Source organism: Vibrio diabolicus, assembly GCF_011801455.1.
Lineage (GTDB): Bacteria > Pseudomonadota > Gammaproteobacteria > Enterobacterales > Vibrionaceae > Vibrio > Vibrio diabolicus.
Genome location: NZ_CP042452.1, coordinates 763587 through 789417, shown reverse-complemented (window position 1 = coordinate 789417; position 25831 = coordinate 763587). Strand labels below are relative to the sequence as shown.

Annotated in this window: 20 protein-coding genes; 9 read left to right on the top strand and 11 right to left on the bottom strand. The window is 45.4% G+C overall.

Annotated elements, in window-relative coordinates; translation table 11 throughout:
- Positions 1-22 precede the first annotated feature (22 nt).
- The 8 genes from FR741_RS18780 to FR741_RS18745 form a co-directional block, all read right to left on the bottom strand.
- Positions 23-1339, bottom strand: coding sequence for a BatD family protein (locus FR741_RS18780; RefSeq protein ID WP_174856109.1), 1317 nt, complete (start codon positions 1337-1339; stop codon positions 23-25).
- Positions 1336-3066 (bottom strand): vWA domain-containing protein, encoded by a 1731-nt coding sequence (locus tag FR741_RS18775; protein WP_140264826.1) that lies wholly within the window; start codon positions 3064-3066, stop codon positions 1336-1338. Before FR741_RS18775 ends, FR741_RS18780 begins: the two co-directional genes overlap by 4 nt.
- A complete protein-coding gene (locus tag FR741_RS18770) occupies positions 3059-4129 on the bottom strand; it encodes a vWA domain-containing protein (RefSeq protein ID WP_167427428.1) in 1071 nt (356 codons plus the stop codon). The genes FR741_RS18775 and FR741_RS18770 overlap by 8 nt, the downstream gene beginning before the upstream one ends.
- Positions 4122-4700 carry a DUF4381 domain-containing protein gene (locus tag FR741_RS18765; RefSeq protein ID WP_025505516.1) on the bottom strand — a complete coding sequence of 193 codons (579 nt, stop codon included), beginning with the start codon at positions 4698-4700 and terminating at the stop codon, positions 4122-4124. The genes FR741_RS18770 and FR741_RS18765 overlap by 8 nt, the downstream gene beginning before the upstream one ends.
- Entirely contained in the window at positions 4701-5663 is a 963-nt protein-coding gene (locus tag FR741_RS18760) for a DUF58 domain-containing protein (protein WP_167427427.1), read from the bottom strand. It lies immediately after the preceding gene.
- A gap of 12 nt (positions 5664-5675) precedes the next feature.
- The gene (locus tag FR741_RS18755) at positions 5676-6659 is read right to left on the bottom strand and encodes an AAA family ATPase (protein ID WP_167427426.1); all 984 of its coding nucleotides are present in this window, start codon (positions 6657-6659) and stop codon (positions 5676-5678) included.
- 85 nt (positions 6660-6744) lie between these two features.
- Positions 6745-8046 carry an anaerobic sulfatase maturase gene (locus FR741_RS18750; protein WP_167427425.1) on the bottom strand — a complete coding sequence of 434 codons (1302 nt, stop codon included), beginning with the start codon at positions 8044-8046 and terminating at the stop codon, positions 6745-6747.
- Positions 8047-8160: 114 nt separating this feature from the next.
- Positions 8161-9687: an arylsulfatase gene (locus FR741_RS18745; RefSeq protein ID WP_006742790.1), complete on the bottom strand. Its 1527-nt coding sequence runs from the start codon at positions 9685-9687 to the stop codon at positions 8161-8163.
- A gap of 140 nt (positions 9688-9827) precedes the next feature.
- Between FR741_RS18745 and FR741_RS18740 the strand changes: the two genes are divergently transcribed.
- Positions 9828-10685 carry a LysR family transcriptional regulator gene (locus FR741_RS18740; protein WP_174856108.1) on the top strand — a complete coding sequence of 286 codons (858 nt, stop codon included), beginning with the start codon at positions 9828-9830 and terminating at the stop codon, positions 10683-10685.
- A gap of 123 nt (positions 10686-10808) precedes the next feature.
- On the opposite strand, the gene FR741_RS18735 is transcribed toward FR741_RS18740, so the two are convergent.
- On the bottom strand, positions 10809-12356 hold the full coding sequence (locus FR741_RS18735; protein ID WP_074190583.1) for an arylsulfatase: 1548 nt from the start codon (positions 12354-12356) through the stop codon (positions 10809-10811).
- A gap of 330 nt (positions 12357-12686) precedes the next feature.
- Here FR741_RS18735 and FR741_RS18730 point away from each other — a divergent pair, with 330 nt between their 5' ends.
- The 3 genes from FR741_RS18730 to FR741_RS18720 all read left to right on the top strand — a co-directional run bounded on the left by FR741_RS18730 (position 12687) and on the right by FR741_RS18720 (position 15712).
- Positions 12687-13058, top strand: a complete 372-nt coding sequence (locus tag FR741_RS18730) for a winged helix-turn-helix domain-containing protein (protein WP_043884638.1) — start codon at positions 12687-12689, stop codon at positions 13056-13058.
- Between the two features lie 89 nt (positions 13059-13147).
- The gene (locus tag FR741_RS18725) at positions 13148-15502 is read left to right on the top strand and encodes a fatty acid cis/trans isomerase (RefSeq protein ID WP_167427424.1); all 2355 of its coding nucleotides are present in this window, start codon (positions 13148-13150) and stop codon (positions 15500-15502) included.
- Positions 15503-15520: 18 nt separating this feature from the next.
- Positions 15521-15712 carry a hypothetical protein gene (locus FR741_RS18720; protein ID WP_005376565.1) on the top strand — a complete coding sequence of 64 codons (192 nt, stop codon included), beginning with the start codon at positions 15521-15523 and terminating at the stop codon, positions 15710-15712.
- Between the two features lie 49 nt (positions 15713-15761).
- Here the strand turns inward: FR741_RS18720 and torS are convergent, their stop codons facing one another.
- Entirely contained in the window at positions 15762-18725 is a 2964-nt protein-coding gene (gene torS, locus FR741_RS18715; protein WP_167427423.1) for a TMAO reductase system sensor histidine kinase/response regulator TorS, read from the bottom strand.
- Between the two features lie 43 nt (positions 18726-18768).
- Here torS and torT point away from each other — a divergent pair, with 43 nt between their 5' ends.
- Positions 18769-19818 carry a TMAO reductase system periplasmic protein TorT gene (torT, locus tag FR741_RS18710; RefSeq protein ID WP_269819784.1) on the top strand — a complete coding sequence of 350 codons (1050 nt, stop codon included), beginning with the start codon at positions 18769-18771 and terminating at the stop codon, positions 19816-19818.
- Between the two features lie 64 nt (positions 19819-19882).
- On the top strand, positions 19883-20338 hold the full coding sequence (locus tag FR741_RS18705; RefSeq protein ID WP_005376571.1) for a methylglyoxal synthase: 456 nt from the start codon (positions 19883-19885) through the stop codon (positions 20336-20338).
- A 77-nt stretch (positions 20339-20415) separates the two neighbouring features.
- Here the strand turns inward: FR741_RS18705 and helD are convergent, their stop codons facing one another.
- The gene (gene helD, locus FR741_RS18700; RefSeq protein WP_150916766.1) at positions 20416-22485 is read right to left on the bottom strand and encodes a DNA helicase IV; all 2070 of its coding nucleotides are present in this window, start codon (positions 22483-22485) and stop codon (positions 20416-20418) included.
- Between the two features lie 323 nt (positions 22486-22808).
- Here helD and yccS point away from each other — a divergent pair, with 323 nt between their 5' ends.
- The 3 genes from yccS to FR741_RS18685 all read left to right on the top strand — a co-directional run bounded on the left by yccS (position 22809) and on the right by FR741_RS18685 (position 25760).
- On the top strand, positions 22809-24962 hold the full coding sequence (gene yccS / locus FR741_RS18695; RefSeq protein WP_167427421.1) for a YccS family putative transporter: 2154 nt from the start codon (positions 22809-22811) through the stop codon (positions 24960-24962).
- A 184-nt stretch (positions 24963-25146) separates the two neighbouring features.
- Complete coding sequence (locus FR741_RS18690; protein WP_041853076.1) at positions 25147-25377, top strand: hypothetical protein; 231 nt, start codon at positions 25147-25149, stop codon at positions 25375-25377.
- An 80-nt stretch (positions 25378-25457) separates the two neighbouring features.
- Positions 25458-25760 carry a hypothetical protein gene (locus FR741_RS18685; protein ID WP_005396673.1) on the top strand — a complete coding sequence of 101 codons (303 nt, stop codon included), beginning with the start codon at positions 25458-25460 and terminating at the stop codon, positions 25758-25760.
- The last annotated feature ends 71 nt before the right edge of the window (positions 25761-25831 follow it).

The following is a 25831-nucleotide window of genomic DNA, read 5'->3' as shown; positions in this document are numbered from 1 at the left end:
GGCGCTATATTAGCGCCCCGTTTTATTCATTGCCATCTCTTCCAATGACTTTGTCCAGTTCTGGTAACGCTCGCGGTATACGGAATTTAAAGCGTTGTTGTTTGGTCTGGATCTTGCGCCACATCGACTTCATTAAATGAGCGCTATTTTCACCATTTTGCATTCGCGACGCACTTTTTTGCCACGATTCACTCGTATCGGCTTTGGTCATTTCCAGCTCTGCCGTATTTAAACGCAATTGTTTGTACAATACGGTCCTTGCTTCAGACCACCGTTTAGCCTTTAACAAACGGTGGAACGTCAACCATGCTGGTGTCGGTTTGTTGCGGTAGTAACGTTTAATGGCTACCAATGAAACAGTCACAAAACCCAGCAATACAAGCGTGGATACAATCCATGCAAAGTACGTTTTGATGAAGGATTTCAACGTGTGCTTCGCAGCAAATGTTTTGCCCTCTAACACCACCGTTTCCACTTGCTGAGTCTTACTGTTCCACCAACGGAACTCATAATCTGGCAGGGTTAATTCACCACCTTGTTGAATCACGTACACGCTCTCTTCTGTGCGTGTTGACTGGTAATCACCACGTGTTTGCGTATCTGTAAGACGGTGCGGTTGAGGATACGCTTGGTAACGGGTTGTTGATTCTCCTTTCAACAAGTCTGGTAGCAACACAGATAGCGAATCTTGAGCTGAAATAGTGATTTTACGCGTGATTGCATCCCCGACTTTGAGTGACTCAGTGGAGGTTTCCCACTCTTGTTTTACGTCTACGTGCGTTGCAGAAAACCAAGGCGTATCACCGCTCAACAATCCCGATGGCAAGACAGTTTTGAACTTAATCGGCTGCGTGTAAAGTGTGCCTGACACCTTCTCGCCGTCCGGCGCCGACACCTGAACGCCCACAGCGACATGTGGAATCACAAAATCACCAGATGCTTGCGGATACAAAGTCACTTCCCAGCGTTGACGCGACCAAGTTTGGCCGCCCTTGTGCTCCGTGAAGTTAGTGGCTAACTGATTACGCTGTTTGGCGATAACATTGGGCATTTCAATACTGCCAATTCGCGTCCCCCCCGTAAACCAGCGCGGCGTTGCCACTTCGATGGTTAAAATGACTTGCTCGTTGACACTAAAACTTGGCGTTTTACGCTTTTCCCCAGCCGTTGGTTGTTGACCAACCCACGCTTGCAACTCAACACCATGATTGCGTTGAAGATCGTAAATATCCTGAGCGGAAACGTGACGACTTACGAATAGACTCAAACAAACCACTAACCATGCCACTATCCGTACAGGAAGAGCAAAAGAGTTAACGCGATGGACATTCATCATCATTGGGCCGCCTCCTCTGTATTGTGTTCCGTTGTCGTAGTTGAGCTACCCGTTGTTGGCGAGCGTAATTGAATTTGAAATTTAGCGCGTAAGAAATACTTCGGGTCCGCTTCGACTCGCTTTAGCCACTTGTCGGCTAATTCTTGGCTACCTAAGATGTCGTCTGCGCTTAACGTCTCTTTAATCATCAACTCCGCTGACGTTTGTTCATCCGCTCCTTCTGCGGTTTGAGGGTTGTCGCCTAGCTCGGTTGACGCCTCTTGCTCTGTTCCGGCTTGACTTTCACTCATCTGATTTATCTCATCGACGATGCCAGCAATCACTTTCAAGTTGTGCTCAACATCAGGTCTTAACGACTCGCTCAACGTTGGCTTACTGGCTAGGGATTTTAACAAGTCACGTGCAGCCAAATATTCACGCTGGCGCGCCAATGCGCTCGCCGCATTGTAAAGACCGTAATCTCGAACCTCTTCAGACGGGTCGTTTTGCATTTCCAAAAACGCACTGTGCGCGAGCTCAAACTCGCTAGCGTAGTAGTATGCCGTGCCTTTGCGTAAAGGATCGACAAAATGCTTCGCAGCTTCTAAATACGCTTGTTGGTTGAACAAACGCTGTCCTTGTTGGTCTGGCGTCAGCCACAAATCCCACCACCATTGCGCTACCTTGTCGAAGGTCGTCACTTTTTGCACAACTTGTGGCTGTTCGGCTTTAACAGAAATGTTCTCCGCCATTGCACTGGTCGGCATCAACAGTGTACCGCTCACCATTGCAATCACGCACCACTGCACTAACCACCCTTTTCTAAACCACAGCATCATGATTAACGCGATTGGGAACAGCAGTTGATAACCCATGTCTTTCCAAGGCATTGAAGATTCGCCATTTAGCTGCATATTGCGCTCAACGTATCGATTCAGTTGTTCGATATCACTGTTATCGACCGTCACTTCCACCAATCGACCGTTGGTCTGACTGGCCAGTTTTTGCAGAGAATCCAAATCCATCGGGTTGTTACTCACGATGTCTGTATTCCCCGCAGCAAGAATTAACAGTTGATAAGGTTTACCTGCAAAATACGCTTGGTATTGCTTAATCGTGGCCGGGTTCACGCCGTCGCTCACCAACAAAACGGTGGAGCCTGGTTGACCTTGCAATTGTTGATCAATTAACGGCAAGGCTTTTTCAGCAAGCTTACCTTGCACGGGCATGATTTCTGGCGTAATGGCCGCCAAAAATGGGTCAAATACTTTGCTGTCTTGAGTCACAGGCATCGCCACATGAGCACTGCCCGCAAATACGACTAAACCCGTTTTTCCGCCTTTTCGCGCAGCTAATAAATCGCGTACTTTCTGTTTGGAACGCTCAAGGCGGCTTGGTGGGAGATCTTTTTGCAGCATCGAGTCGCTGTTATCAAGCACCACAAGCAGAGAGGCTTTATCTTCACCAAAGGGAGAAGATTCACGTTGCCACGTTGGGCCTGCACAAATCACAATGGCGATTAGCACAATCAGCATCAAGAGCTTAAGCGGCAGTTGCTTGCGCCAACCTCGCTCGCCTATCGTCAAAGCATTACGTAAATGTTCGGGAAGAATATCCTTCCAGCTTGGTTTGCTTTCTTCTCGCCAGCGCAACCACACCAAGAAAAACATAGGGATCAAAGCCAGTAACCACAGCGGTCGGATAAAATGAAACTGCGTAAAGAATTGCGTCCAACTAAGAGAATCAAACATCGCTCTCTCCTAATGATGATCGTGTTGCAGCCCTTCTTTTGAGTGTCGCGATGCTGAACGCGAGTAAATGCATGATGACCACTAACGCCATCAAGTAATGGTGAAGACTTTGTTTTGGGCGGTATGTGGTGCTTTCGTAAAGTTGAGGTTCCAGTTTGCCAATCTCGTCGTAGGCAACCGACAGTTCATCACGGTTGAGTGCTTCAAACGCTTCACCGCCGGATTCTTTCGCAATGCGATGAATCGTGTCCATATCCAACGCGGTTTCACCTATCGTTTCCGGATCGCCCATCGCAATCACGTGCACTCGCACGCCTTTGGCTTTCGCAACTTTCGCCGCATCAATCGGTTCGACAAAGCTGCCCGTGTCGTTACCATCGGTTAATACAATCGCGACTTTTTCACGGTTTTGATCTTGTTCTAAAGCACCACGCGACTTATCGCTTTGCTCAAAAACTTTAATCGCTAGGCCAATCGCATCACCAAGATGGGTACTCTGCCCTGCCATCGCCACATCGGTTTGGTTAAGCAGTTCGAGCCACACTTTTTGGTCTGCGGTAAATGGCGTTTGCACAAAAGCGGCATCACCAAAAAGAACCAAGCCTAATCGGTCACCTTTACGAGACTGAACAAACTCCGTCAGCACTTCTTTTGCCGCATCCAGGCGAGAAATTTTTTCACCTGTACGAGACGTGAAGTCAGGCTCAGCCATGGAACCCGAAAGATCCACCACCACCATCACATCGCGCCCTAAACTCTCGCGAACTTGAGGCTCGCCTAACACGGTGGGTTTGGCCATCGCACACACCACCAAAAGCCATGAGAGAATTAACGTTGCTCGTTGCCACCAGCTTGGGGTTAACTGACTTGCACCTTCTGATGGCGTCTCGCCAATCGCTTCCACCAACTGACTAAAAAACGGCACTTTGATCGCCATTTGCTTAGTGCGATATGCAGGCACCAAGTAGTACACCACCAACGGCAAGGGCAAAATCAGAAACCACATTGGGTGAGCAAATTCAAAACCAGACAAACCAGTTAGCGATGCAAGAAGATCATTCATGTTGACCTCCCTGATTTGCTTTGCGTTTCAATAGTGGTGATTTCTTTGACGCGCTTTTTTGAACATCACAACGGTGTTCACTCACCCAGTTTTTCGCACGAGCAATAAGCGTTACTCGTTCTTCGTTGGTTAGCGTAACGCTTGGGTCAACAATACTTTGTAGCCAGCGCTTTGAAAGCTCATCGTTAAAGACCACTTGCGAGTTTGCTAGAGAATCTCCGGTTTGCGGATATAGCGCATCGAGCTTGCGCAAAAACGCGGTATCAAACAATTTCGCGTTACGGCTATCAACATGAATCAACACAATTTTAAGCACAGAGAACAATGCTTTAGGCATGCCTTTGTCGCTCGGTTTGATTTGCGAAATCGCCAACAGAGCTTCTTGTCGGTAGCGGTTACACCACCACTGTTGAGCCAAACGATACGCGACATACACCAATGCAATGAGCGCAACCGCCGCTAAAATCTTCCAGCCAATAGTTTGCGGATACCAACTCACGCTTGGTGGCACGGCCACATCATGTAGCTCTCTGAGTATGTAGGTACTCGGAGGCGTAGGAAGACCACTCATTTAACGCCCTCCTACCAGTTTTTGAAATTGTTTAATGTGCTCGCCTGTCGTATCGAGTTCGATGTGCGGAAGGTGTTTCATCGCCATAAGTTGAGAGAGTGATTGTCGCTGTAAGCTAGTTCGAGCCTCAAGCTTTGCGCTCGCGGCTTCTATCTTTGCTTTGCTGTCTAAATTGAGTTGATACTGCCCATCACCAACCACCCATTTCGATTTTGCCAAATCGTCTGGTAGCGCTTGTTCTAATGGGTCACTGACCATCACTGCAAGAACATCGTTGTGCTGTTGTAGCTGTTTAAGGTGATCAAGGTGGTGCTCCTCGCAGTCGCTCCAGTCGCTGATAAAAATCAATGTGGATTGTTTGAGCTTCATGCGTTTAATGAGCTCAATCCATTGACTGAACGTCACTTTTTCGGAATTGCGGGAGTCCACATTGAGCGATTGATTGGCTTTAGCGAGACGCTTAAGTTGAGCCAGAAGATCGTTTTGCGAACGCTGCGCCTTGCTGTGAAACAACGCCTGTTGGGATGCGATGACAAAACCAACTCGGTCGCCATCTTTTAACACGCGCCACCCGCACATGGCCGCGATTTCTGCCGCGACAACCGATTTCATTACTTGCGTCGAAGCAAAAAACATTGCGCTGCGCTGGTCGACACACACGATCACGTTGCGATCTTTTTCTTCGGTGTAGCTGCGCACGTGCGGCTTGCCTGTGCGCATCGTGACTTTCCAATCCAGGTTACGAATGTCGTCACCCAATTGATAATGGCGCAGCTCTTCGAAGTTCAATCCACGACCGCGAAACAGCGAATTGTGGCGGCCTGAGAGTACGCTACCCGCTTTTAGATGAGGAAGTAAACTGAATGATTCTGCTTGTGCTTGCAAGCGTACTAAGCGAGCGTAATCGCAGTACAAACGGGGATCCATCCCCTGTGATTTTGGCGCAAGAGTTGGCTTAGCCATAATGCCTCCCGCTTACCCAATTTCTACACAATCTAGCAGCTCTTGCACGACGCGTTGGTGATCGACTCCGTCTGCTAGTGCATCGTAGGTCAAAGAAAAACGGTGGCCCAGTACAGACGGAACCATGGCTCGCACATCATCAGGAGTGACATGGTCACGTCCTTGCATCCACGCATACGCACGAGCGCATTTGTCTAGTGCGATGGAAGCACGAGGACTAGAGCCAATCTCAATCCATTTTGCTAAGTTTGAATCGGCATAACGCTCTGGCTTACGAGTCGCCATCACTAACGCGACAATGTAGTTCTCCACTAGGTCTGATACCACGATGTTTGGTAACTGACGGCGCGCTTCTAGCACCACGTCTGGCTCGATGTGTTTTGGCGTAACAATTTCGCTGCTGGTTTCCGCACCTAATTCTTCACTGCGCACCAAACGAATGATGTCACGTTCAGCGTCGTCTTCTGGGTAATCGGCGGTAACCTTCATGATAAAACGGTCCATTTGCGCTTCTGGCAGCGGGTACGTGCCCTCTTGTTCTACTGGGTTTTGCGTTGCAAGCACCATAAACAAGTCTGGCAATACGTGAGTTTTATCGCCTACCGTGATTGTGCCTTCGGCCATGGCTTCAAGCAGTGCGGCTTGTACTTTGGCTGGCGCACGGTTGACCTCATCGGCAAGCACTATGCTGTTAAAAATTGGCCCTGGTTGAAAATGAAGTTGCGGCTTGCCATCCAACTCTTGATAAACCTCGGTCCCCGTCACGTCTGATGGTAAAAGGTCCGGCGTAAACTGGATTCGCCCAAAACTGGTGTTTAACAAGTTGGCCAACGATTTTACAGAACGTGTTTTTGCCGTTCCCGGCAAACCTTCTAGAAGAATGTGCCCGTTCGTTAATAACCCGATGACTAAAGCTCGAACCACGTGGCTTTGTCCAATGACGCTTTTTTCTGTTTGTTCGATGAGTTCTTTTATCGCTTGTTGTGCGTGGTTCATAGGGTACCTTTTCAGTGGTTTAAGCCGTCTTTTCAATAGTTAAGTATAAGAACAAATGAAATAACTTAAGGTTATATTCACTATGCTATCTTTGCGGTTCTTCAGATTGGAGAAGCTGTGCAAGACCAACCAACATCGGTAACGCGTAATCAAAGAACATTTTGATTCCCGAACACAGATAGTTTAGTCCAGCCTCGCCATTCGGCGTTTTGATCAGACGGTTTTTCGGACACTCGCCCCAGCAATAAGGCAAGTAGGGACACTGCTTACAATACGTCGGCAAAGATTCGCGTTTTGCCATGCCAAAGGTGTATTGTCGTGTAGAGAAGGCCATGTCATTCAATGAGTGTTCATGAATGTTGGCGAGCTTGTATTCTGGGTACACATAGTGGTCGCAACTGAACACGTCGCCATTGTGCTCAATCGCCAAGCCTTTGCCACAAAACTCAGCTGTCACGCAAAGCTGAGACGGTTTCCCCATTACTTGCGCTACCGCGGTTTCAAACAGGTTAACCAGTACACGGCCAAGATCGTTATTCACCCATTCTTCAAAGGTCGCCATTAAAAAGCGTCCCCAGTCTTCAGGATCGACCGACCAATCCGTCACAACAGACATTGGATGACCCGGTTTCGCCAGATCACTGCCTTTGGTTGGGATCATCTGTTCGTTCCAAAACTGCGGTGCGGTTGTTTGGAAGTCGTTCGCTTCAACCACCGGTGCAAACTGAATGTATGTCACACCCAATTCTTGGGTTAAAAATCGATACACTTCGAGCGGGTATTTCGCATTGTGACGATTCACCGTCACCAACGCGTTGAATTTCACGCCATGCGCTTTGAGCCTATCTACCGCTTTCATCACCAGATCAAACGTCGGCTTACCGCTGCGGGTTTTGCGATATTTGTCGTGCAGCTCTCGTGGCCCATCAATCGACAAGCCAACTAGGAAGTTGTGCTCTTTTAAAAACGCACACCACTCATCGTTTAGCAAAATGCCGTTGGTCTGAAGGTCGTTTTCAATGCGAACGCCTTTCGGCTGATGTTTCTTTTGCAGAGCTACGACATTGCGGAAATAGTCCAACCCAAGCAGCGTTGGCTCCCCACCCTGCCATGAGAACACAATTTCTTCGCCATCCTGACTTTCGATGTAGTTTTTCACGAACGCTTCCAATGTAGCGTCGTCCATTTTTGGCTGCTTTTCTTGGTGCAGTAGATTTTCTTTATGCAGATAAAAGCAGTACTGACAATCGATGTTGCATTTTGCTCCGCCCGGCTTTGCCATCACATGGAATCGACGGTCATACGCGCCCGAAACCGGTGCTTTAGAAGCCGTTTTAAGAGGAACAATAGGCATGGTAGTAGAATGGCGAGGGGAAATCTTACTCATACGTTTCTCACTATTAAATATACCCAAATAACCTCGTAAGCGTAGTGCAGTAAGCGGGAAGCTATTTGGGTATATAGCGCTCCGAAGAGCGCTATGGATTATCGATGTTCTTTATTACTTAGAAGACTTAGGTACGAATGAACCTGCTTCCATGCGAGGTGGGAACTCTTTAAACGTACCCATTACCTCTTTCACTTTCTCTACCGCTGGCATCATTAGGAATGAACGCTCGTACATCCAACGAGAGTAACCCATACCTTGGTCACCACGTTCGAATGGGTCGATGCTCAAGTCGAAGATCAATGGAACACGAAGTTTAGTGAATGGTTTACGCCATACATCCATACCCGTTTCATTCTCTTGAATCATAAAGTGGAACTTGTACTTTCCTTGGCGTAATGCCACAAGATCACCGTCATCGCTCCAGTAAACGAACTCATTACGAGCAGATTTGTCTGATTTACCTGTTAGATATGGCAGTTGGTTATAACCGTCTAGGTGAACTTTATAGTCCATATCACCAACTTTCTTACCTTTTAGTAATTCATCTTTAACTTTGGTGTCACCCGCAGCAGCAACCAATGTCGGGAAGAAATCCTCTAATGACATCATGCCGTTGAACGTTTTACCTGCTTCGATGTTTCCTGGCCATTTAATCAACATCGGCACACGGAAACTGCCTTCCCAACCAGTGTTTTTCTCTGAGCGGAATGGTGTCATCCCTGCATCAGGCCACAAATCAACCATAGGACCGTTGTCAGTGGTGTAAACAATGATTGTATTGTCATCTACACCCAACTCTTTGATCTTATTAAGTAGCTGACCGATTTGATCATCGTGCTGCTTGACACCATCCGCGTAGAAACCAGCACCTGTTTTACCTTGGTATTCTTCAGGAACATGCGTGAAGTTGTGCATGCGAGTGGTGTTAAACCAAGTAAAGAACGGCTTATCCGCTTTTACTTGTTTTTCTATGAAGGTTTCCGCGGCATCAAGGAATTCACCGTCAACATTTTCCATACGCTTACGCGTAAGTGGACCGGTATCTTCAATTTTGCCGTCAGCGTAAGAGTGGATTACGCCACGAGGGCCAAATTTCTTCTTGAACTCTGGATCTTTAGGATAATCCACGTTCTCTGGCTCTTCTTCCGCGTTCAAGTGATATAGGTTGCCGAAAAACTCATCAAAACCGTGGTTGGTAGGAAGGTGTTCGTCTCGGTCGCCTAAATGGTTCTTACCAAATTGTCCGGTTGCATAACCCATTTGCTTAAGCACGGTTGCAATCGTTGGATCTTTTTCCGAGATACCTTGCGGAGCGCCTGGTAAGCCCACTTTTGATAGACCAGTACGTTTTGGCATTTGACCAGTAATGAATGCAGAACGGCCTGCTGTCGAACTTTGCTGTGCGTAGAAGTTAGTGAACTTCGCACCTTCTTTAGCAATGCTATCGATGTTCGGCGTGTTGTACGCCATCATGCCTTGGTTGTAGGTACTAAGGTTCCAGTAACCAACATCATCACCAAAGATGACAAGAATGTTGGGTTTGTCCGCTGCGTGTGCAACTGCAGATGCAGCGCCTAATGCTAACGTACATGCGTTAAGTACGAGTTTTTTACTGCTCGTTTTGGTCGCATTTTTCATATTATCTCCAAGAGTTCGCTAGTGCGTAAAAATGGTATTCGCTTTTCAATACCATTGTTGATATAAGATAAAGCACTAATTTCAGGCGATAAATGCAGTCAGAATTAGTTAACCTATAAATTAAATTTATGAGTAACGTTATGGACTTGAATTTGATCCAAACTTTTCTTGTTGTCGCGGAGTTCCAATCTTATACGAAAGCCGCGGAACAATTGGGGCTGACACAACCCGCTGTGAGCGCTGCAATAAAGCGTTTAGAACAAGTGGTCGATAAGCAATTATTTGTCAAAAAAGGGCGAGGTATTGCACTAACATCCACCGCCTATCAACTGCTACCGCAATTCCAGCAAGCGGTTAATATCATTGATAATGCGATATCCGATAAGAATCATTTTGAAGTGTGTTGTTCCGAAATTTTATTGCACATTATGGACCCGATAAAGAACACTATTTTTTATGAATCGCCACCCGAAAAGTTCTTATTATTTGAGCTTCTAAGACAACAAAAAGTCGATCTTGTCATTGATACTGTTATCACAAAAGATGCCGCATTTATTATTGAAGATGCCTACGAAGAAGAGGCGGTGATTATCTGTCGTGAGAATCATCCCCGCGTGCAAGGCTCGCTCTCAAAAGAACAGTTTTATGAGGAAACTCACTGTTTGTTTTCAGGGAAATGGAACAACATGAGCGGTTTTGAACAGCTATCCCAAGAAACTATTCAAGAGAGAAAAGTCGATTTGATCACATCTTCGCTTGCTGGTATGGCGTTGTACGTCGCGCAACGCGATTGTTTAGGCTTAGTGTCTCAATCTTTTGCAAACAAATGGAGTAAAGCCCTTAAGCTTCAAGTTCTGCACTGCCCTATTTCTATATGCGCTATCCCTTACAAGTTTGTTTACCACAAGCGAGAAATGAACAACCCTGCTCATATTGCGCTACGTGAAAAAATTAAAGCGAACTTAACGGCTGCCCACTACGAGCCAGTTTCCTTGTAGACCTTATTGATTCGCATTTTCTTTGTCATTCGTTGCTCTTAAAGCTTCTATTAGACGGAAAAAAGAGGCTCATATGAGCCTCTTTTCTATATGGTTGCATCGTATTGCTTACGTAGCACTAGCCTACTTATTTGGGTTCTCTTTTAATTTCTCCATCACCTGATCGAGCGAGAAGCTTGCCGCTTTTTGCCTTGGTGGGAACTCTTTAAACGTTTCGAGGAATCGTCCTACGTAAGCTTGGGCAGGAACCAGCATATAAGCACGGTCTAGCATCCAATCATAGTAGGTGTTGGAAGTGATATCAGCGACTTCGTAAGGATCCATACGTAAGTTGAAGATCTTAGGAACTCGAAGTGTGGTGAATGGTTCTGCCCAAATGCGCAGCGTACCTTTTGCTCGTTGCTCCATGAAAACCAGTTTCCACTTGTTATAACGAAGTGCGGTTAAGTCTCCATCATCCGAGAAGTAAAAAATCTCTTCACGCGGTGCTTTCTCTTCTTTGCCAGTTAAATATGGCAGGAAGTTGTAACCATCGAGATGCACTTTGAATTTCTTACCATTCGCACTATAGCCTTTGAGTAATTTCTCTTTGATACTGTCATCACCCGCGGCAGCAACGAAAGTTGGCATCCAGTCCATATGGTGCATGATATCATTCGAGACAGAGCCAGCTTTAATTTTACCCGGCCAACGTACCATCGCAGGGACTCGATACGCACCTTCCCAGTTAGTATTTTTCTCTCCACGGAATGGCGTTGTGCCTGCATCTGGCCACGAGTTCATGTGTGGACCATTATCGGTTGAATAAAAGACTATCGTGTTGTCTTTTATGCCCAAATCGTCCACTTTTTTCAGTAGTTGGCCGACATGATTATCATGCTCAACCATACCATCTGCATACTCACTGATGCCTGTTTTTCCCGAATTCTCTTCTTTCACGTGGGTACGGAAATGCATACGCGTTGCGTTCCACCAGACGAAGAAAGGTTTTTCAGCTTTGACGGCACGATCCATAAAATCGAGAGCCGCATCCAACGTCTCTTCATCCACGGTTTCCATACGCTTGCGAGTCAGAGGCCCGGTGTCCTCAATTTTGCCGTCAGCGTACGAGCGAATAACACCTCGTGGACCAAATTTTTTACGAAATTCTGGATCTTTAGGGTAATCGACGTTTTCTGGTTCTTCCTCGGCGTTCAAGTGATAAAGGTTGCCAAAAAATTCATCGAAGCCGTGGTTAGTAGGCAGGTGTTCGTCTTTGTCGCCTAAATGATTTTTACCAAATTGACCCGTCATATAGCCCATCGGCTTCAACATTTCGGCAATGGTGGCATCTTCTTCCTTCAAGCCAAGATCTGCGCCAGGAAGCCCTACTTTACTTAAACCCGTTCTAAGGACGGTCTGGCCGGTGATAAAAGTAGAACGGCCCGCAGTACAAGATTGTTCACCGTAATAATCCGTGAACATCATGCCCTCTTTCGCGATGCTGTCTATGTTTGGTGTTTTGTATCCCATCAAACCGAAGGTGTAAGCACTGAGATTGGACTGGCCAATATCATCACCCCAAATGACGAGAATGTTAGGTTTCTCTGCCGCGATACTGCTACTTGTCGCGCTAATTAAGGCGGCGGCAAGAATCGCTAATCGACGTTTTACGCCATATTTCGCTGTCATATAAACCTCTGTGTGTATTAGAAAAGAGCTTCCTGCAACAGAATGTATAGTCTAGAAATAGTGGATAAGCGAATCTTAGAAATAAGAACTTTAGAGACATTAACAGCTGCTCTAGTCCCCAAAATAGCTGATTATTTACTTTAGAAATTGTGGTAGTACTTATTGATTTGGCGATTTAAATTGGTGCTCGTTCCCTCGTAGAGTTATTTCTTCCATATCAGAATTTTGATATGACTCCGACATCTTGCATTACAAATAAAATACAGCATTGATTTCACATCAACATTAATGATAATAGTTTTTACTATCATTAATAATTAAAATGCCAATATGTTTGAGTCTACCCTTTCGTCTGCTCCTAAGACGGCAGCTTCCGATAACGGTCTCAATAATGAATATGAGCTCGTACTGGACAAGCACAGCCATACTGTGATGATAAATCGTCCGCCAGACAAAAAGTTAGTTCAGCTTACAAGCGTTCAATTCGAGCTGCTCCGTACTCTGACTCATTATCAAGATCAAGTACTTAGCAAACCTTTCCTTTATGAAACGGTACTGAAGCGCACGTTCTCAGAGCATGACCGCGCACTCGATATGCACATTAGTAGAATAAGAAAACGACTGGCTAGCGAAGGGATTAAAGCGGATCGAATTCAGACCGTTCATCGACAAGGTTATGTATTTAAGCATGCGAAAAAGTAAAGAAATCGCGGCGAATTGCTCCAACTTTTGGTAATTGACCGCTTATTTTGCTTTAATTAATGCAAATTCTAATCACGTAAAATAACTCAATGAATTTGCGCTTAATTTTTATACTTTGCATTGCTACATTGTTTGCTGGCTGTGCAACCTATGCGGGCCTTAACTATGACCAACTGTTTGGTCCACAGCTCGTTCGTGAACGTACGGCGGACGTGGCTACACCTCAAGCAAACTTCTTCCAAAGCGAAGTCAAACCCATTATGGATAACCGCTGTGTCGTCTGTCATGCGTGCTACGATGCACCATGTCAGCTTAAGCTTTCTTCCGTTGAGGGTATTGACCGTGGCGCGAGCAAAGCACTGGTATATGAAGGAACAAGACTTACTGCCGCCGCGCCAACACGCTTATTCGAAGATGCAGAAACAACCCAAGAGTGGCGCGATGCGGGTTTTCATCCGGTACTTAACGAACGTGATCAGAGCATGGCGGCCAACATTGATGCAGGCCTCATTGCACGTTTGCTACAACAAAAAGAACGCCACCCGCTGCCTGATCAAGTCCAGTTAGAAGGTTTTGATTTTTCGATAGACCGAGAACAAACCTGTCCAACAATTGAAGAGTACGAACAGTACGAAAAAGATAACCCAACCTGGGGAATGCCTTTTGGTATGCCAAACCTATCAAACAGTGAATACCACACACTGATGACTTGGCTGGAAAACGGCGCGATAATGAACGTTCACCAACCAATTAGTGAACAAGAGCAAGCTCAAATTGACAAGTATGAGACTTTGCTCAATCGCGCTGATCTAAAAAATCAACTGATGGCTCGCTATATTTACGAGCATTTGTTTTTGTCTCACCTCTACTTTTCAGAACTCACTGAAGATCCTCGATTCTTTACGTTAGTTCGTTCTTCTACTCCACCGGGGCAACCAGTAAAACGTATTTCAACACGTCGCCCGTACGATGATCCCGGGGTTGAGCGCGTGTTTTATCGAATTATTCCAGAACAAGGGACGATTGTAGATAAAACGCACATGCCGTTCGCGTTAAACAAGCAACGTATTGAAAACTGGAACACATGGTTTATCGATGCTGATTACACAGTTAATCAACTACCGAGTTATGAACCTGAAGTTGCTGCAAACCCGATGACATCATTTATCGATCTTCCGGTTAAATCACGCTTCAAGTTTATGTTGGGCAATGCACAAAACACGATCATGGCTTACATTAAAGGGCCTGTTTGTCGTGGCCAACTTGCATTGAATGTTATCAATGATCGCTTTTGGATATTCTTTCTAGATCCAGATAAAGCAGATATCCCTGAAGTAAATGAGTTTTACCGTTCTCAGGCTGATAACCTAAGACTGCCAGCAGAGCAGGAAAGCAACACGCTGCCTGTTACCAACTGGGTTAAATACGCCCGTCAGCAAGCTCGCTACCTAGAAGCCAAGTCTGAATTTACCAATAACTGGTTTAAGGAAGGCGAAAACCTATCCACCGACGTAATTTGGGACGGTAATGGTACCAACCACAATGCGGCATTAACGATTTTCCGCCACTTTGACAGCGCGTCAGTCGTACAAGGGTTAGTTGGCGAGCAGCCGAAAACGGTATGGATTCTTGACTACGCGTTACTAGAACGCATCCACTATTTGCTCGTTGCTGGGTTTGATGTGTACGGCAACTTCGGCCACCAACTCATGACACGAATGTTCATGGACTTCTTGCGTCTGGAAGGCGAAAGTAACTTTATCTCTTTGCTGCCAACCGACATGCGTCATGAACTGCAATCAAGCTGGTATAAAGATCAAAGTCCACAGTTAAGTGACTTTTTACAACGCAACGTGAAGCCATTTAACCAACCAACCAGCGTCGAGTACAAAACTGACGATCCAAAAACAGAGTTAGTCGAGTTGCTTAGAGAACGAGTTTCAGATGTTCTTCTTCCGCGCTACGAGGTTAAAGATACTGAGCTTTCTGCTCAAAGTGAAAAACAGCTCCAACGTATTGGCCAAGTTCGTGGAGAAGGCCTGAAAACCGTTCCGCAAATCACCATGCTTATGGTGAGAAGCCAGTCTGGAAAAGATGAGTTATTCACCCTACTTCACAATAATGCGCACACGAATATTTCTAGCTTGTTTGATGAAGAAAGCAACCGCGACTTTGCTAACGATGATATGACCATCGTACGTGGCGTTGTGGGAAGCTACCCAGCGGCATTTTTCTCGATCAACGAAAATCAAGTAAAAGAATTTGTCGATCAATTTAGTGCCATCCAAAATGAATCCGATTACGTTAAGTTGTTGGATAATTTTGCGATTCGCAGAAGCTCAGAAAAATTCTGGCCGTTTAGCGATCGTCTGCACAATTGGTACCGTACAAAACAACCGATCGAATTTGGATTACTTGACTATAATCGTTTTGAGAATCGATGATGATTTAAGGGGGTTCTCATGGGTATCCGAGATAACATTGCCGCTCTTGAACAACAGATTTACGTTGCTTGTTCTGAGGGAGACTACGAAACGGTCAACATGCTTGAGCATCAACTCGAATACTTGCGTGGCAAAGTGGAGCATCCTTTTGATGACGACCCTTATGCCCTAGACACTCGATTCGAGTGGGAAGATGACATGACCGAATAGAAAAAACCTCCGGCTTGCCGGAGGTTTTTGTTTTTGGGATGCAATTGATTTACTTCGCCATCAACTCATCAAGAGCTTGAATTGATTCAGACACTTGAGACACCAATTGATCTTTAGTCGCCATGTAGGTATCTAAAGGTTGAGGCGCAGCTTCAATTTCTTGGCAAGAGTTCATTAATGCCGTAAGCCCTAAACTCCCTGCGCTGCCTTTTAGTTTGTGAGCAAGGTTCTTCACTTGTTTACTGTCATTACCACCAGCAGACGCTTGCAGCTTGCTTAGTACATCGGCACTGGTCGTTCTAAACAGATTAATGATGTGCAACATCTTCTCTCTGCCCAAGATTTTCATATCGGACTCAATCACGCTCGGGTTAATGATGACCACATCTGATTCCTCTGTTTTAGGGACTTGAACAACCTTTGATTGTATCGCTTGTTCTTGAGACGAAGTTTGATCAAACGGGGTACAGTCGGCATTTTGTGGCAATAACAACGGTTTTCCATCCAGCACATCCTGAATCAATGCCGCTAGTGCTTCTTTTGCCAATGGTTTAGGTAAATACCCGTCAAAACCTGCAGCTAAATAGCGCTCAACTTCTTCGGCAAAAACGTGCGCAGACACTGCGATCATAGGCGTAGCAGCAAGGGCTTTATTGGCTGGTTTGTTACATTCAATTTGTTTTAAACGTTGGATTAACTCGGTTCCATCACAGTCTGGCAAGTTGATGTCGACTAAAGCGATATCAAAATCCTGCGTGCTGATCAGTTGCTCTGCCTGTGAACCGTTTTCTGCCATCACGACCTGGTGGCCCATGCTTTCTAAAAAGCCTTCCGCAACCACTCGGTTTACTTCATTGTCTTCTACCAACAAGACTTTCGCTTTCACTTTGCAGCGCGCGGTTGCCACTGCACCGGTTTCAACAGGCTCACTTTCCTCTAATGGAATGGAGAACCAGAATCGACTGCCATCTCCTTCTTCAGAATCGACTTCTAAAATACCGCCCATCGCTTCAATAATTCGTTTACTGATGGCAAGGCCAAGCCCCGTTCCTCCAGTTTGACTCATCCCACCTTCGGCTTGCGTGAAGGCATCAAACAACGTTCTCTGATCTTTTTTGGCAATACCTATCCCGGTATCTGATACTTCGAATAGGACTTGCGACTCATCCTCTGGGTTGAGGCTCACATAGATATCAATTTCACCTTCGTCAGTAAATTTAATCGCGTTTCCGACGAGGTTGTTCAGAACCTGACTGATTCTGGTGACATCCCCTTTCCAATAGCGACTTACATCACTTTCAATATGATAGGAAAACAACAGCTTCTTCTCTTGAGCTCGGCTGTTCATTAACTGGAAAGTGTCTTCAACCATTTGGTGTAAATCGAAGCCCATGTGGCGAATCTTTAAATGCCCTGCTTCAATCTTGGAGTAGTCCAGCACATCATTCAGAATCGCGAGCAACGTTTTACCACTGCGGTTAATGATTTCCGCATAACGCTTTTGAATAGGGTTGAGGCCGGAGTCAATCAACAGACGTGCTGTTCCGAGCACTCCATTCATCGGCGTTCTGATCTCATGGCTCATGGTCGCCAAGAATGCTGATTTAGCTCGACTCGCTTGCTCTGCTTGCTTACGAGCTTTCGCGTGATTCAAAACCTCTTCATTCAAACGGCGGTTCGCTTGTTTTAACTGTGAAGTGCGTTGCTCAACGAGCTCTTCCAAATGCTCTTTGTGCTCTTCGAGCTCTCGCTTGGCTTGAGCTTCTCCCTCTGCGACCACTTTTAGCGCTTGCGCTGTATTTCGAGCCGTGATGATAGCTTGCCCCATATGTGCTAGCTCATCTTTGCCTTTTACCTCCAGCTCGACGGCTAAGTTACCCTGCGCCACAGAAAGCAACGCAGCAGAGTACTCTGCCAATCGCTTAACCACAGAAAGGTATACAACACGCCATAAAATCAGCACCAACACAATCAAACCAACAATTGAAATCACCGTTAGAGACCACTGAGCGAATTTCAGCGTGCTCGTCAATTCATCCACAGCGACGGTTGTCGTTTTGTTTGAATCATCAACCAATTTGTTTACGGTGCCATTCAGCTCCGAAAACAATTCCAGTGTCTTTTGCATCAGTTGTTGAGATTGTTCGTTATTCTCATACTGCTGCATCAAAATAGTGAACACGACCTGACGCTTACCGAGCTCTGTTAGTAGTTGGCTCATTTGTTTGGAGCGAGTGGGATCTTCTACGGCAAGAACACGGCGCTTCATGATTTTGAGATTACTTTCAAAATCACTTTGCACCTGCTGGATTCGCTCAATATTGGTTAATGTGCGAGCCTCTTCAATTTGATTCAGCATTTTAAAAGCCAATAAGTGCAGCTCATGCAATCGCTCCGTCAGATCTAGATCCACTTCCACCAGCGCATCTAGTGCCTGATAAACTTGCGATTTTTTATTCGATTCTAATAAATCATAGATATGTGTGACGTTAGCAACGGCAATGGTGCTCGTGTTCTGAACTTGCGTCCGAGTTAGCTGTTCCAACTCTTCACTCAGTAAGCGCATCTCTTCGACACGAGTATCAATCTCTTTTGCCAGCCACAGCTTTCTTTCAACCGAAACACCAAGTTCTGCCAAGTTGTCGATAACGTTCTGGACGTTACTCTCGAGATTTTCTAGCAATTGAGAATCAAACGACTCACTCCCCAGCTCTTTGATATGAGTAAGCAATGATTCGAGCTGTTCGAAAAGTACACGCCCAGACTCTTTTCTTTCCTGCTCGTTTCTTGCGTTTGATAACAGTTGTACAGACGAAATGATGCGAGTACTCAACTCAGAGACTTGCCTCGCTTCAATCATGGCGGGAATTGCAGAATCCACGACATTTCTTTCCGTCTTGGCAACTAAAGAAAATCCAGACACACCAATAAGTGCCGATAACATAACCAGCATTGCCATCGCAATGAAAGACAACAAGAGTTTACGACCGATGCTTGCGGTTGCTAGCAACATATTTTCATGACCTTAATGTTCGTGTTCAGCGACATATTACGTTATATTTTGCAGTGTTTACTTAATCTATGCCAACGAACTTCATTTCATGGTTAAAAATCAACACGCATTTCGCACAATTTTCAAACATTCTGCAGTCACATTAGCCCTTGTCGCTTCTTTACCAGTGGTTGCAGCAGAAAAAGTATGTGCCATTTACCCTCACCTAAAGGATTCATACTGGTTATCAGTAAACTATGGAATGGTGTCCGAAGCGAAAAAAGAAGGCGTCGAGCTGAGAGTCCTTGAAGCGGGTGGCTACCCAAACAAAACGCGTCAAGAGCAACAACTCGCACTGTGCAGCCAATGGGGAGCAGATGCGATTGTCCTTGGGACCGTGGACCCACAGGCCTATGAACATTCGCTTAAGAATTGGGTCGGAAACATTCCTGTCTTTGCTACTGTAAACCAACTCGATCTGGATGAAGAGCAAAGTAAGCTGTTAAAAGGTACGGTCGGTGTTGACTGGCACTGGATGGGATACGAAGCAGGAAAATATCTGGCTGCTCGTCATCCAAAGGGATCAGGAAAAACAAACATTGCCTTACTTTTGGGGCCGCGTACTCGTGGAGGTACGAAGCCCGTGACTGCCGGATTTTATGGAGCGATCCAAGGAAGTGATATCAACATCGTTGACTCGTTTTGGGCAGACAACGACAAAGAGTTACAGCGTAACCTTGTTCAACGTGTGATTGATATGGGAAATATAGATTATATCGTTGGCAGCGCGGTTGCGATTGAAGCCGCTATCAGTGAACTGCGTAGCGCAGGCAAAGCTGAGGAGATCGGTTTGGTTTCTGTGTACTTAAGTCATGGTGTTTACCGAGGACTATTGCGTAACAAAGTGCTCTTCGCACCAACAGATAAAATGGTGCAGCAAGGCAGGCTTTCCGTCATGCAAGCAGCGCATTACTTGAGGGGTGAAGAGTATGACAAACATGCCTCACCAACGATCAAGCCACTGACTCCGAAGACACTTCATGACGATACGATCGAAGAATCGTTATCTCCGTCAGAATATAGGCCGACATTCCGTGTTAAGGCTGTTGATTGAAAGACAAAAAACGTGTTCTATTAAATAACAACAATTTTAAAATCATACAAACGGAAACATCTTGATGCAAAAAACCATTCGTACCATGCCAACCCACAAACATGTGGCTTTGGTTGCCCATGACAACTGCAAACCTGAGCTACTTCGCTGGGTAAAAGAAAACAAAGAAAAACTGCAGAGTCACTTTCTTTACGCGACTGGCACAACCGGACACATGTTGAGCAAAGAAACTGGACTGGCGATTAAGAGTATGATCAGTGGCCCAATGGGCGGTGACCAACAACTTGGCGCGCTCATTTCAGAAGGTAAGATCGACGTTCTCGTTTTCTTCTGGGATCCGCTAAACGCCGTACCTCACGACCCAGACGTTAAAGCGCTTCTTCGTATTGCTAGCGTTTGGAATATTCCTGTGGCAACGAACCGAGCCACCGCTAAGTTCCTGTTTAACTCCCCTCTTCTTGAGCAAGAAGTAGATATTGAAGTACCGGATTACGAAGCGTATCTTGCTGAACGCATGTAAGCTTTGATGCCAACCGAATAACGTAAAGGCGATACTGAGTATCGCCTTTATTATTTCTAAAATTCAGAACTCTGCCTTCAACGCGAAGTAATGATCGGATAATCGCCATTGACGAGCTCTTGAACAAATGCGGACCCAGCGCCAGTGTGCGTAATCCAAACTTTCTCTTTCGCACGCGTAATCGCCACGTAAAACAGCCTGCGCTCTTCTGCGTGAGGGAATTTGTCTTTGGACTCGGTCAATGCGCCATCAATGTGAATTTGCTTCTTCTTCGCAGGGAACTGCCCCTCATCCACAGAAAGAATAATGACAAAATCAGCCTCTCGCCCTTTACTCGCATGGCAAGTCATAAAACGAATATCGAGATTAGGAAAACGTCGCAACCAATCGTCATACAAGTCGGGCTTATGATAATGATTACGTCCTAACAATAAGACTGACTTGGTTTGCTTGGCTTGTTGATTCAATTGATCCAAGATCTTTTCAACTTGGTTACTCGGTGCGGTATGCACACTCTTCTGCTTACGTTGCTTGTGGCTATTTAGTGTTTTCGGCAATTGCGATGGGTTTTGCTGAACAAAAGTGTTTGCCACATCACCAATCTGATTGTTGAAACGATAAGTCGTATCTAGATGATGAACGGTAGAGTGAGCAAAGCGCTCTTTAAACCCAGTGATAAGATCGACGTCCGCACCAGCAAACTGATAGATGGCCTGCCAGTCATCACCAACCGCAAACAACGTCGCACCCGCTTGTTTCGGTGTGGATTCGCACAGTGCTTCAATCAGTGCTAAACGGTCTGGAGAGATATCTTGGTACTCATCGACCATAATGAAGCGCCATGGGGAGACAAATTTCCCTTTATTTACATAATCTGTCGCACGACTGATCATGGTAGGGAAATCCACTTGATTGCTTTCTTTAAGCATTTTCTGCCACGCCGTAAAACATGGCCAACACAAGGCGAGTTCGCTGTTTAAACGAGTATAGTCTTGGTGATTTACCAACTTTTCTTGCACTTGCTTTTTGGTTAGCCCTACCGCAGCTAAGTGAGACAACTGAGAGTCTAGCCACGCGATCAGTTTTGGGTTTTCTGAGTGACTTCCTAACTCATCGTCCCCTTTTAAATAGGCAATCGGCCATTTGTCTAAATGTTTTTGCCAACGTTTAAAGTTAGTAGGCGTCATCCAATGCTTTTTCAGCCAATCTACACACCATGCCGTTCGCTGGTTGTCATCTAACGCCAACGGACTGATCTCAACAGGCTGTTGCTCAACTTGATTAAGTATATATAAGCCTAGTTGATGGAACGTATTCACACGCACACCGTCTGCGGCCATGCCTACTTTATCCACTAAACGCTCTTTCATTTCAGTCGCGGCATCACGACCGAAAGCCAGCATAAGCAACTCTTCTGCTTGAGCCTGGTGGCTTTGCAGCAAGTATGCCACTCGAGCCGTTAAAACACTGGTTTTGCCAGAGCCTGCGCCAGCAAGGACTAAGTTGTGATCATCGTTGAGCAACACCGCATATTGCTGGGATAAGTTTAAAGGCGAAGATTCTATGCGATTAAACAGCACTTCCCAATTCGGACGTTCTTCCTCAAGCCAATCACGATTACGCTCACCAAGCGTCGCAGACGTATCAATAAGCCAAGGTTCTATTTCCGCCATGCGATTCGGCATCCGCATTTTGGCTTCTTCTAGAGTGGTTTTCATTTCGCTTAACTCTTGGTTAAGACTTTCCACCCAGGAGACCACTTGAGAGTGCGATAGATAGGCAGGAAGATGCTTAAGTTTGTAGAGCTCTTCTTCCCACTTAGGTAGATACTCAGCCAGTTTTCGGCACTGAGTATTGTGCCATTCTTGATACTGACGAACAGCTTCAAGAGCAAACTTACGGCATTGTGGCCACGGTAGCCCTTGTACTAGCCAACTTTGTTGTTTGCCTTCGTGCTCATGAGCAAAAAACTGCAAAGAGCTCCATAACAACCCACGCTTTACGCTAACTTTGCCATTCCAGATCGTAAAAGGAATATGTTCTTCACTGCCTATTGAGCTTAATAAAACACTGTTCTCTTTTATTTCGACGTGATGGTACTCATTTTGAATAAAAAACTGTGCTTTGCTAGTGGCAGTGAGCTGCATGAAACGTGCGCCTTTTAATTTAGAAGTTGTCGATTTATATCATTTTAAGGCGCCAAATTGTAGCAATGGCGAGCACCTAAGTAAGCATCTTCTTTTATTCTTTAATAAAATTCACATTACTGTCGATTTAGTAACCTAAAGCTCATTCTATTTGAAGCTGACTTTACAATTATAGACACATTGCGAGGCTGCTTTAGTATAAGTCAATGACATCCCTGTTGATTTTATCGACAACAACGAATTTTTCTTAAAGTAAATCATAAACGCGCTATAGTGGGTTTGGTAGTATTCCCCCGTTCTTCATCGGAAACATAAGGCGCATTGTGCAAGCAACTTCTAAATTTCGGCTCTATTGGGCAAACAAGACCATAAATTACAGCGTTCTTATCCTAATCACCTTACTGGGTGTGGTTATCCCGACTTGGTACTTCGAGCAAAACACGCTGATCACGCCTCTAATATTGGGCGTTATTGCTGCTGCTTTGGCAGAGAGTGATGACAGCTTCACTGGGCGCATCAAAGCGCTGATTCTGACTTTTCTCTGTTTTGCGCTCGCCGCTTTCTCAATTGAAATCTTATTCGACACCCCTTGGGCATTTGCATTAGGGTTATTTATCTCAACCTTTGGTTTTATCATTCTTGGAGCGATAGGTCCTAAATATGCGAGCATTGCTTTTGGCTCTTTGCTGATCGCCATTTACACCATGCTTGGCGCACATGAAAGTACTAACATTTGGTTTCAGCCACTGCTGCTTTTAACTGGTGCGGCTTGGTATTACTTCATGTCGATGATTTGGCAGATATTTTGGCCTCTTCAGCCTGTGCAACAAAGCTTAGCCAATGTGTTCTTCCAAATGGCAAATTATCTCGATGCGAAAGCCAAGCTTTTTCACCCTGTCACCAACCTAACGCCACAGCCACTTCGGATTGAAGCCGCCAAGTGCAACGCAGCGACGGTGATGGCGCTAAACGCTTGCAAAGCGACATTACTAAACCGCTCGAAACGCGGCCACATTGATGGCCCTAGTGACCGATTCTTAAATATCTACTTCATCGCTCAAGACATCCACGAACGAGTCAGCTCTAGCCATTACCGCTATCAAGATTTAGCAACTGAATTTGAACGTTTTGATGTGCTGTTTCGTTTTAAATATCTTTTGGAATCTCAAGCCCAAGCGTGTCGCGATATTGCATTAGCGATTCAGCTAGGGAATGAATACTCACATACCGATCAGTCCATCTTGGCCTTAGCTGAAGTGCAAAATTCACTTGCTTACTTAGAAGAACAAAAGCAAGGACACTGGAAACGTCTGCTAATGCAGTTAACATATTTATTCAATAACTTAGCGACGGTAGAAAAGCAACTGAATAACATTAACAACCCAGATGTTGAGGGCCTAGAGGAAGATACGCTCGCCGATACTAACCCGCACACATTAAAAGCCATGTGGCAGCGTATATCCGCGAATTTACACAAAGATTCGATGCTGTTTCGACACGCATTGCGTATGTCGATTGCTTTGACGATTGGTTATGGAATCATTCAAGTATTCAACATCGACCGAGGTTACTGGATACTCTTAACCACTCTCTTCGTGTGTCAGCCGAACTACAGCGCAACACGTCAAAAATTGACAGCGCGAGTCATAGGCACATTAGCTGGTTTGTTAATTGGCGTACCATTACTGACTTTCTTCCCTTCTCAAGAAAGCCAGTTAGTATTCATCGTTATTTCTGGCGTGATGTTTTTCGCCTTTCGGATGAACAATTACGGATACGCAACCGGTTTTATCACACTACTGGTCCTCTTCTTATTCAACCAGTTAGGTGAAGGTTACGCGGTTGTGCTTCCTCGACTAGCTGATACCCTCATCGGGTGTGTGCTTGCTGTAGGAGCCGTGCTGGTTATTTTGCCAGATTGGCAATCGAGAAGGCTGCACAAAGTCATGTCGGATGCGATAGATGCTAACAAACAGTATCTCGATCAGATCATTGGTCAGTATCGAATTGGTAAAAAGGACAACTTGAGCTATCGCATTGCTCGTCGTCAGGCCCATAACAGTGATGCCTCACTTTCTTCTGCCATCAGTACAATGCTTGCGGAACCTGGTAAATATCGTGCTGCCGTTGATGAGAGCTTCCGCTTCTTAACGTTAAATCACGCAATGCTGAACTATATTTCTGCTCTTGGCGCGCACCGAACTCGCATTGAAGATGAGTCTATTCATAAGCTCGTTTTAGATGCGCACCGCTGTATTCATCAGCATTTAGACGTTCTCCATAAACAGCTTCACCAGCATTGCGAAGAGTGCGATTTATCTAATATTGACGACGCGGGACTTGAGCAACGCTTAAATGAGTGGCGAGATGAAGATGATAGTTCCGCTCGCATGGTATTGCAGCAACTTCACCTTATCTATCGCATGCTCCCAGAGCTACATTCACTCGCCAGTAAGTTTGCAGTGAGGGTTAACTAGTAACACACGGATAGAAAAGGGAAGCGGATTGTCGCTTCCTTTTTTCTTTCTACTTTTCTATCTACCCCAAAGTGGGTAATTATGTACCTTCATAGGAAAAATCTGACGTATCACTTAACGCACCTTGACAATATTCGGACAAAAAGCAATCGATCAAATTCTAATCTATCTAGGTTGAATAAATATGTTGTATCCAAAGGACGAAGAATTTCGGGAAATGAAGGATAAACCGAATTACAACGAGGGTATTGAGATGAACGCACAACAATTTAATGAACTTAAACAAAAGCTCAGCGATTTAACGGCGAGTCAGTTGAAATCATTACAGGGTGAGATAAGCGTAAAGTTAAACAAAACGCAAAACCCAGTACTTTCTGTTGAAGAGCGAGAAATGCTTTCTAAACTGTTTGCTTAATCAAATCATTGATATAAAACACTTGAACGTTTTATAAACTCCACCTATGCTCTCATTAGCATAGTAATGGGAGTGGTGATATGCCTGTATCAGGAATTCAATCTGGGCACCAAATTGTTCAGATGTCACAGCAGATGGCTGAAAAAGCCGCGCATGGCATTAATGATAATTTAGGTAAAGTGAAAGAAGAGATCGCTTCTCACAACATCGATTTGGCTAAAGTGGCAGATGTCGCAATAACCGCTTCAACTCCTAGCCTCCCCTCTCAAAAAGTTGAATCACTCATCAACCTGACGCAAGCTGCAGGTTACAACAGAGTGGGTGCATCCGTCATTGAGAAAAACAATGAAGTCATTGGCAGCTTACTCGATATCCACGTCTAAAACTTCTTAGTTCCGACCTGTCACTACAAATCCGTAACAAGCCCTCTTTTGCTACCTAATGTTTTGATATT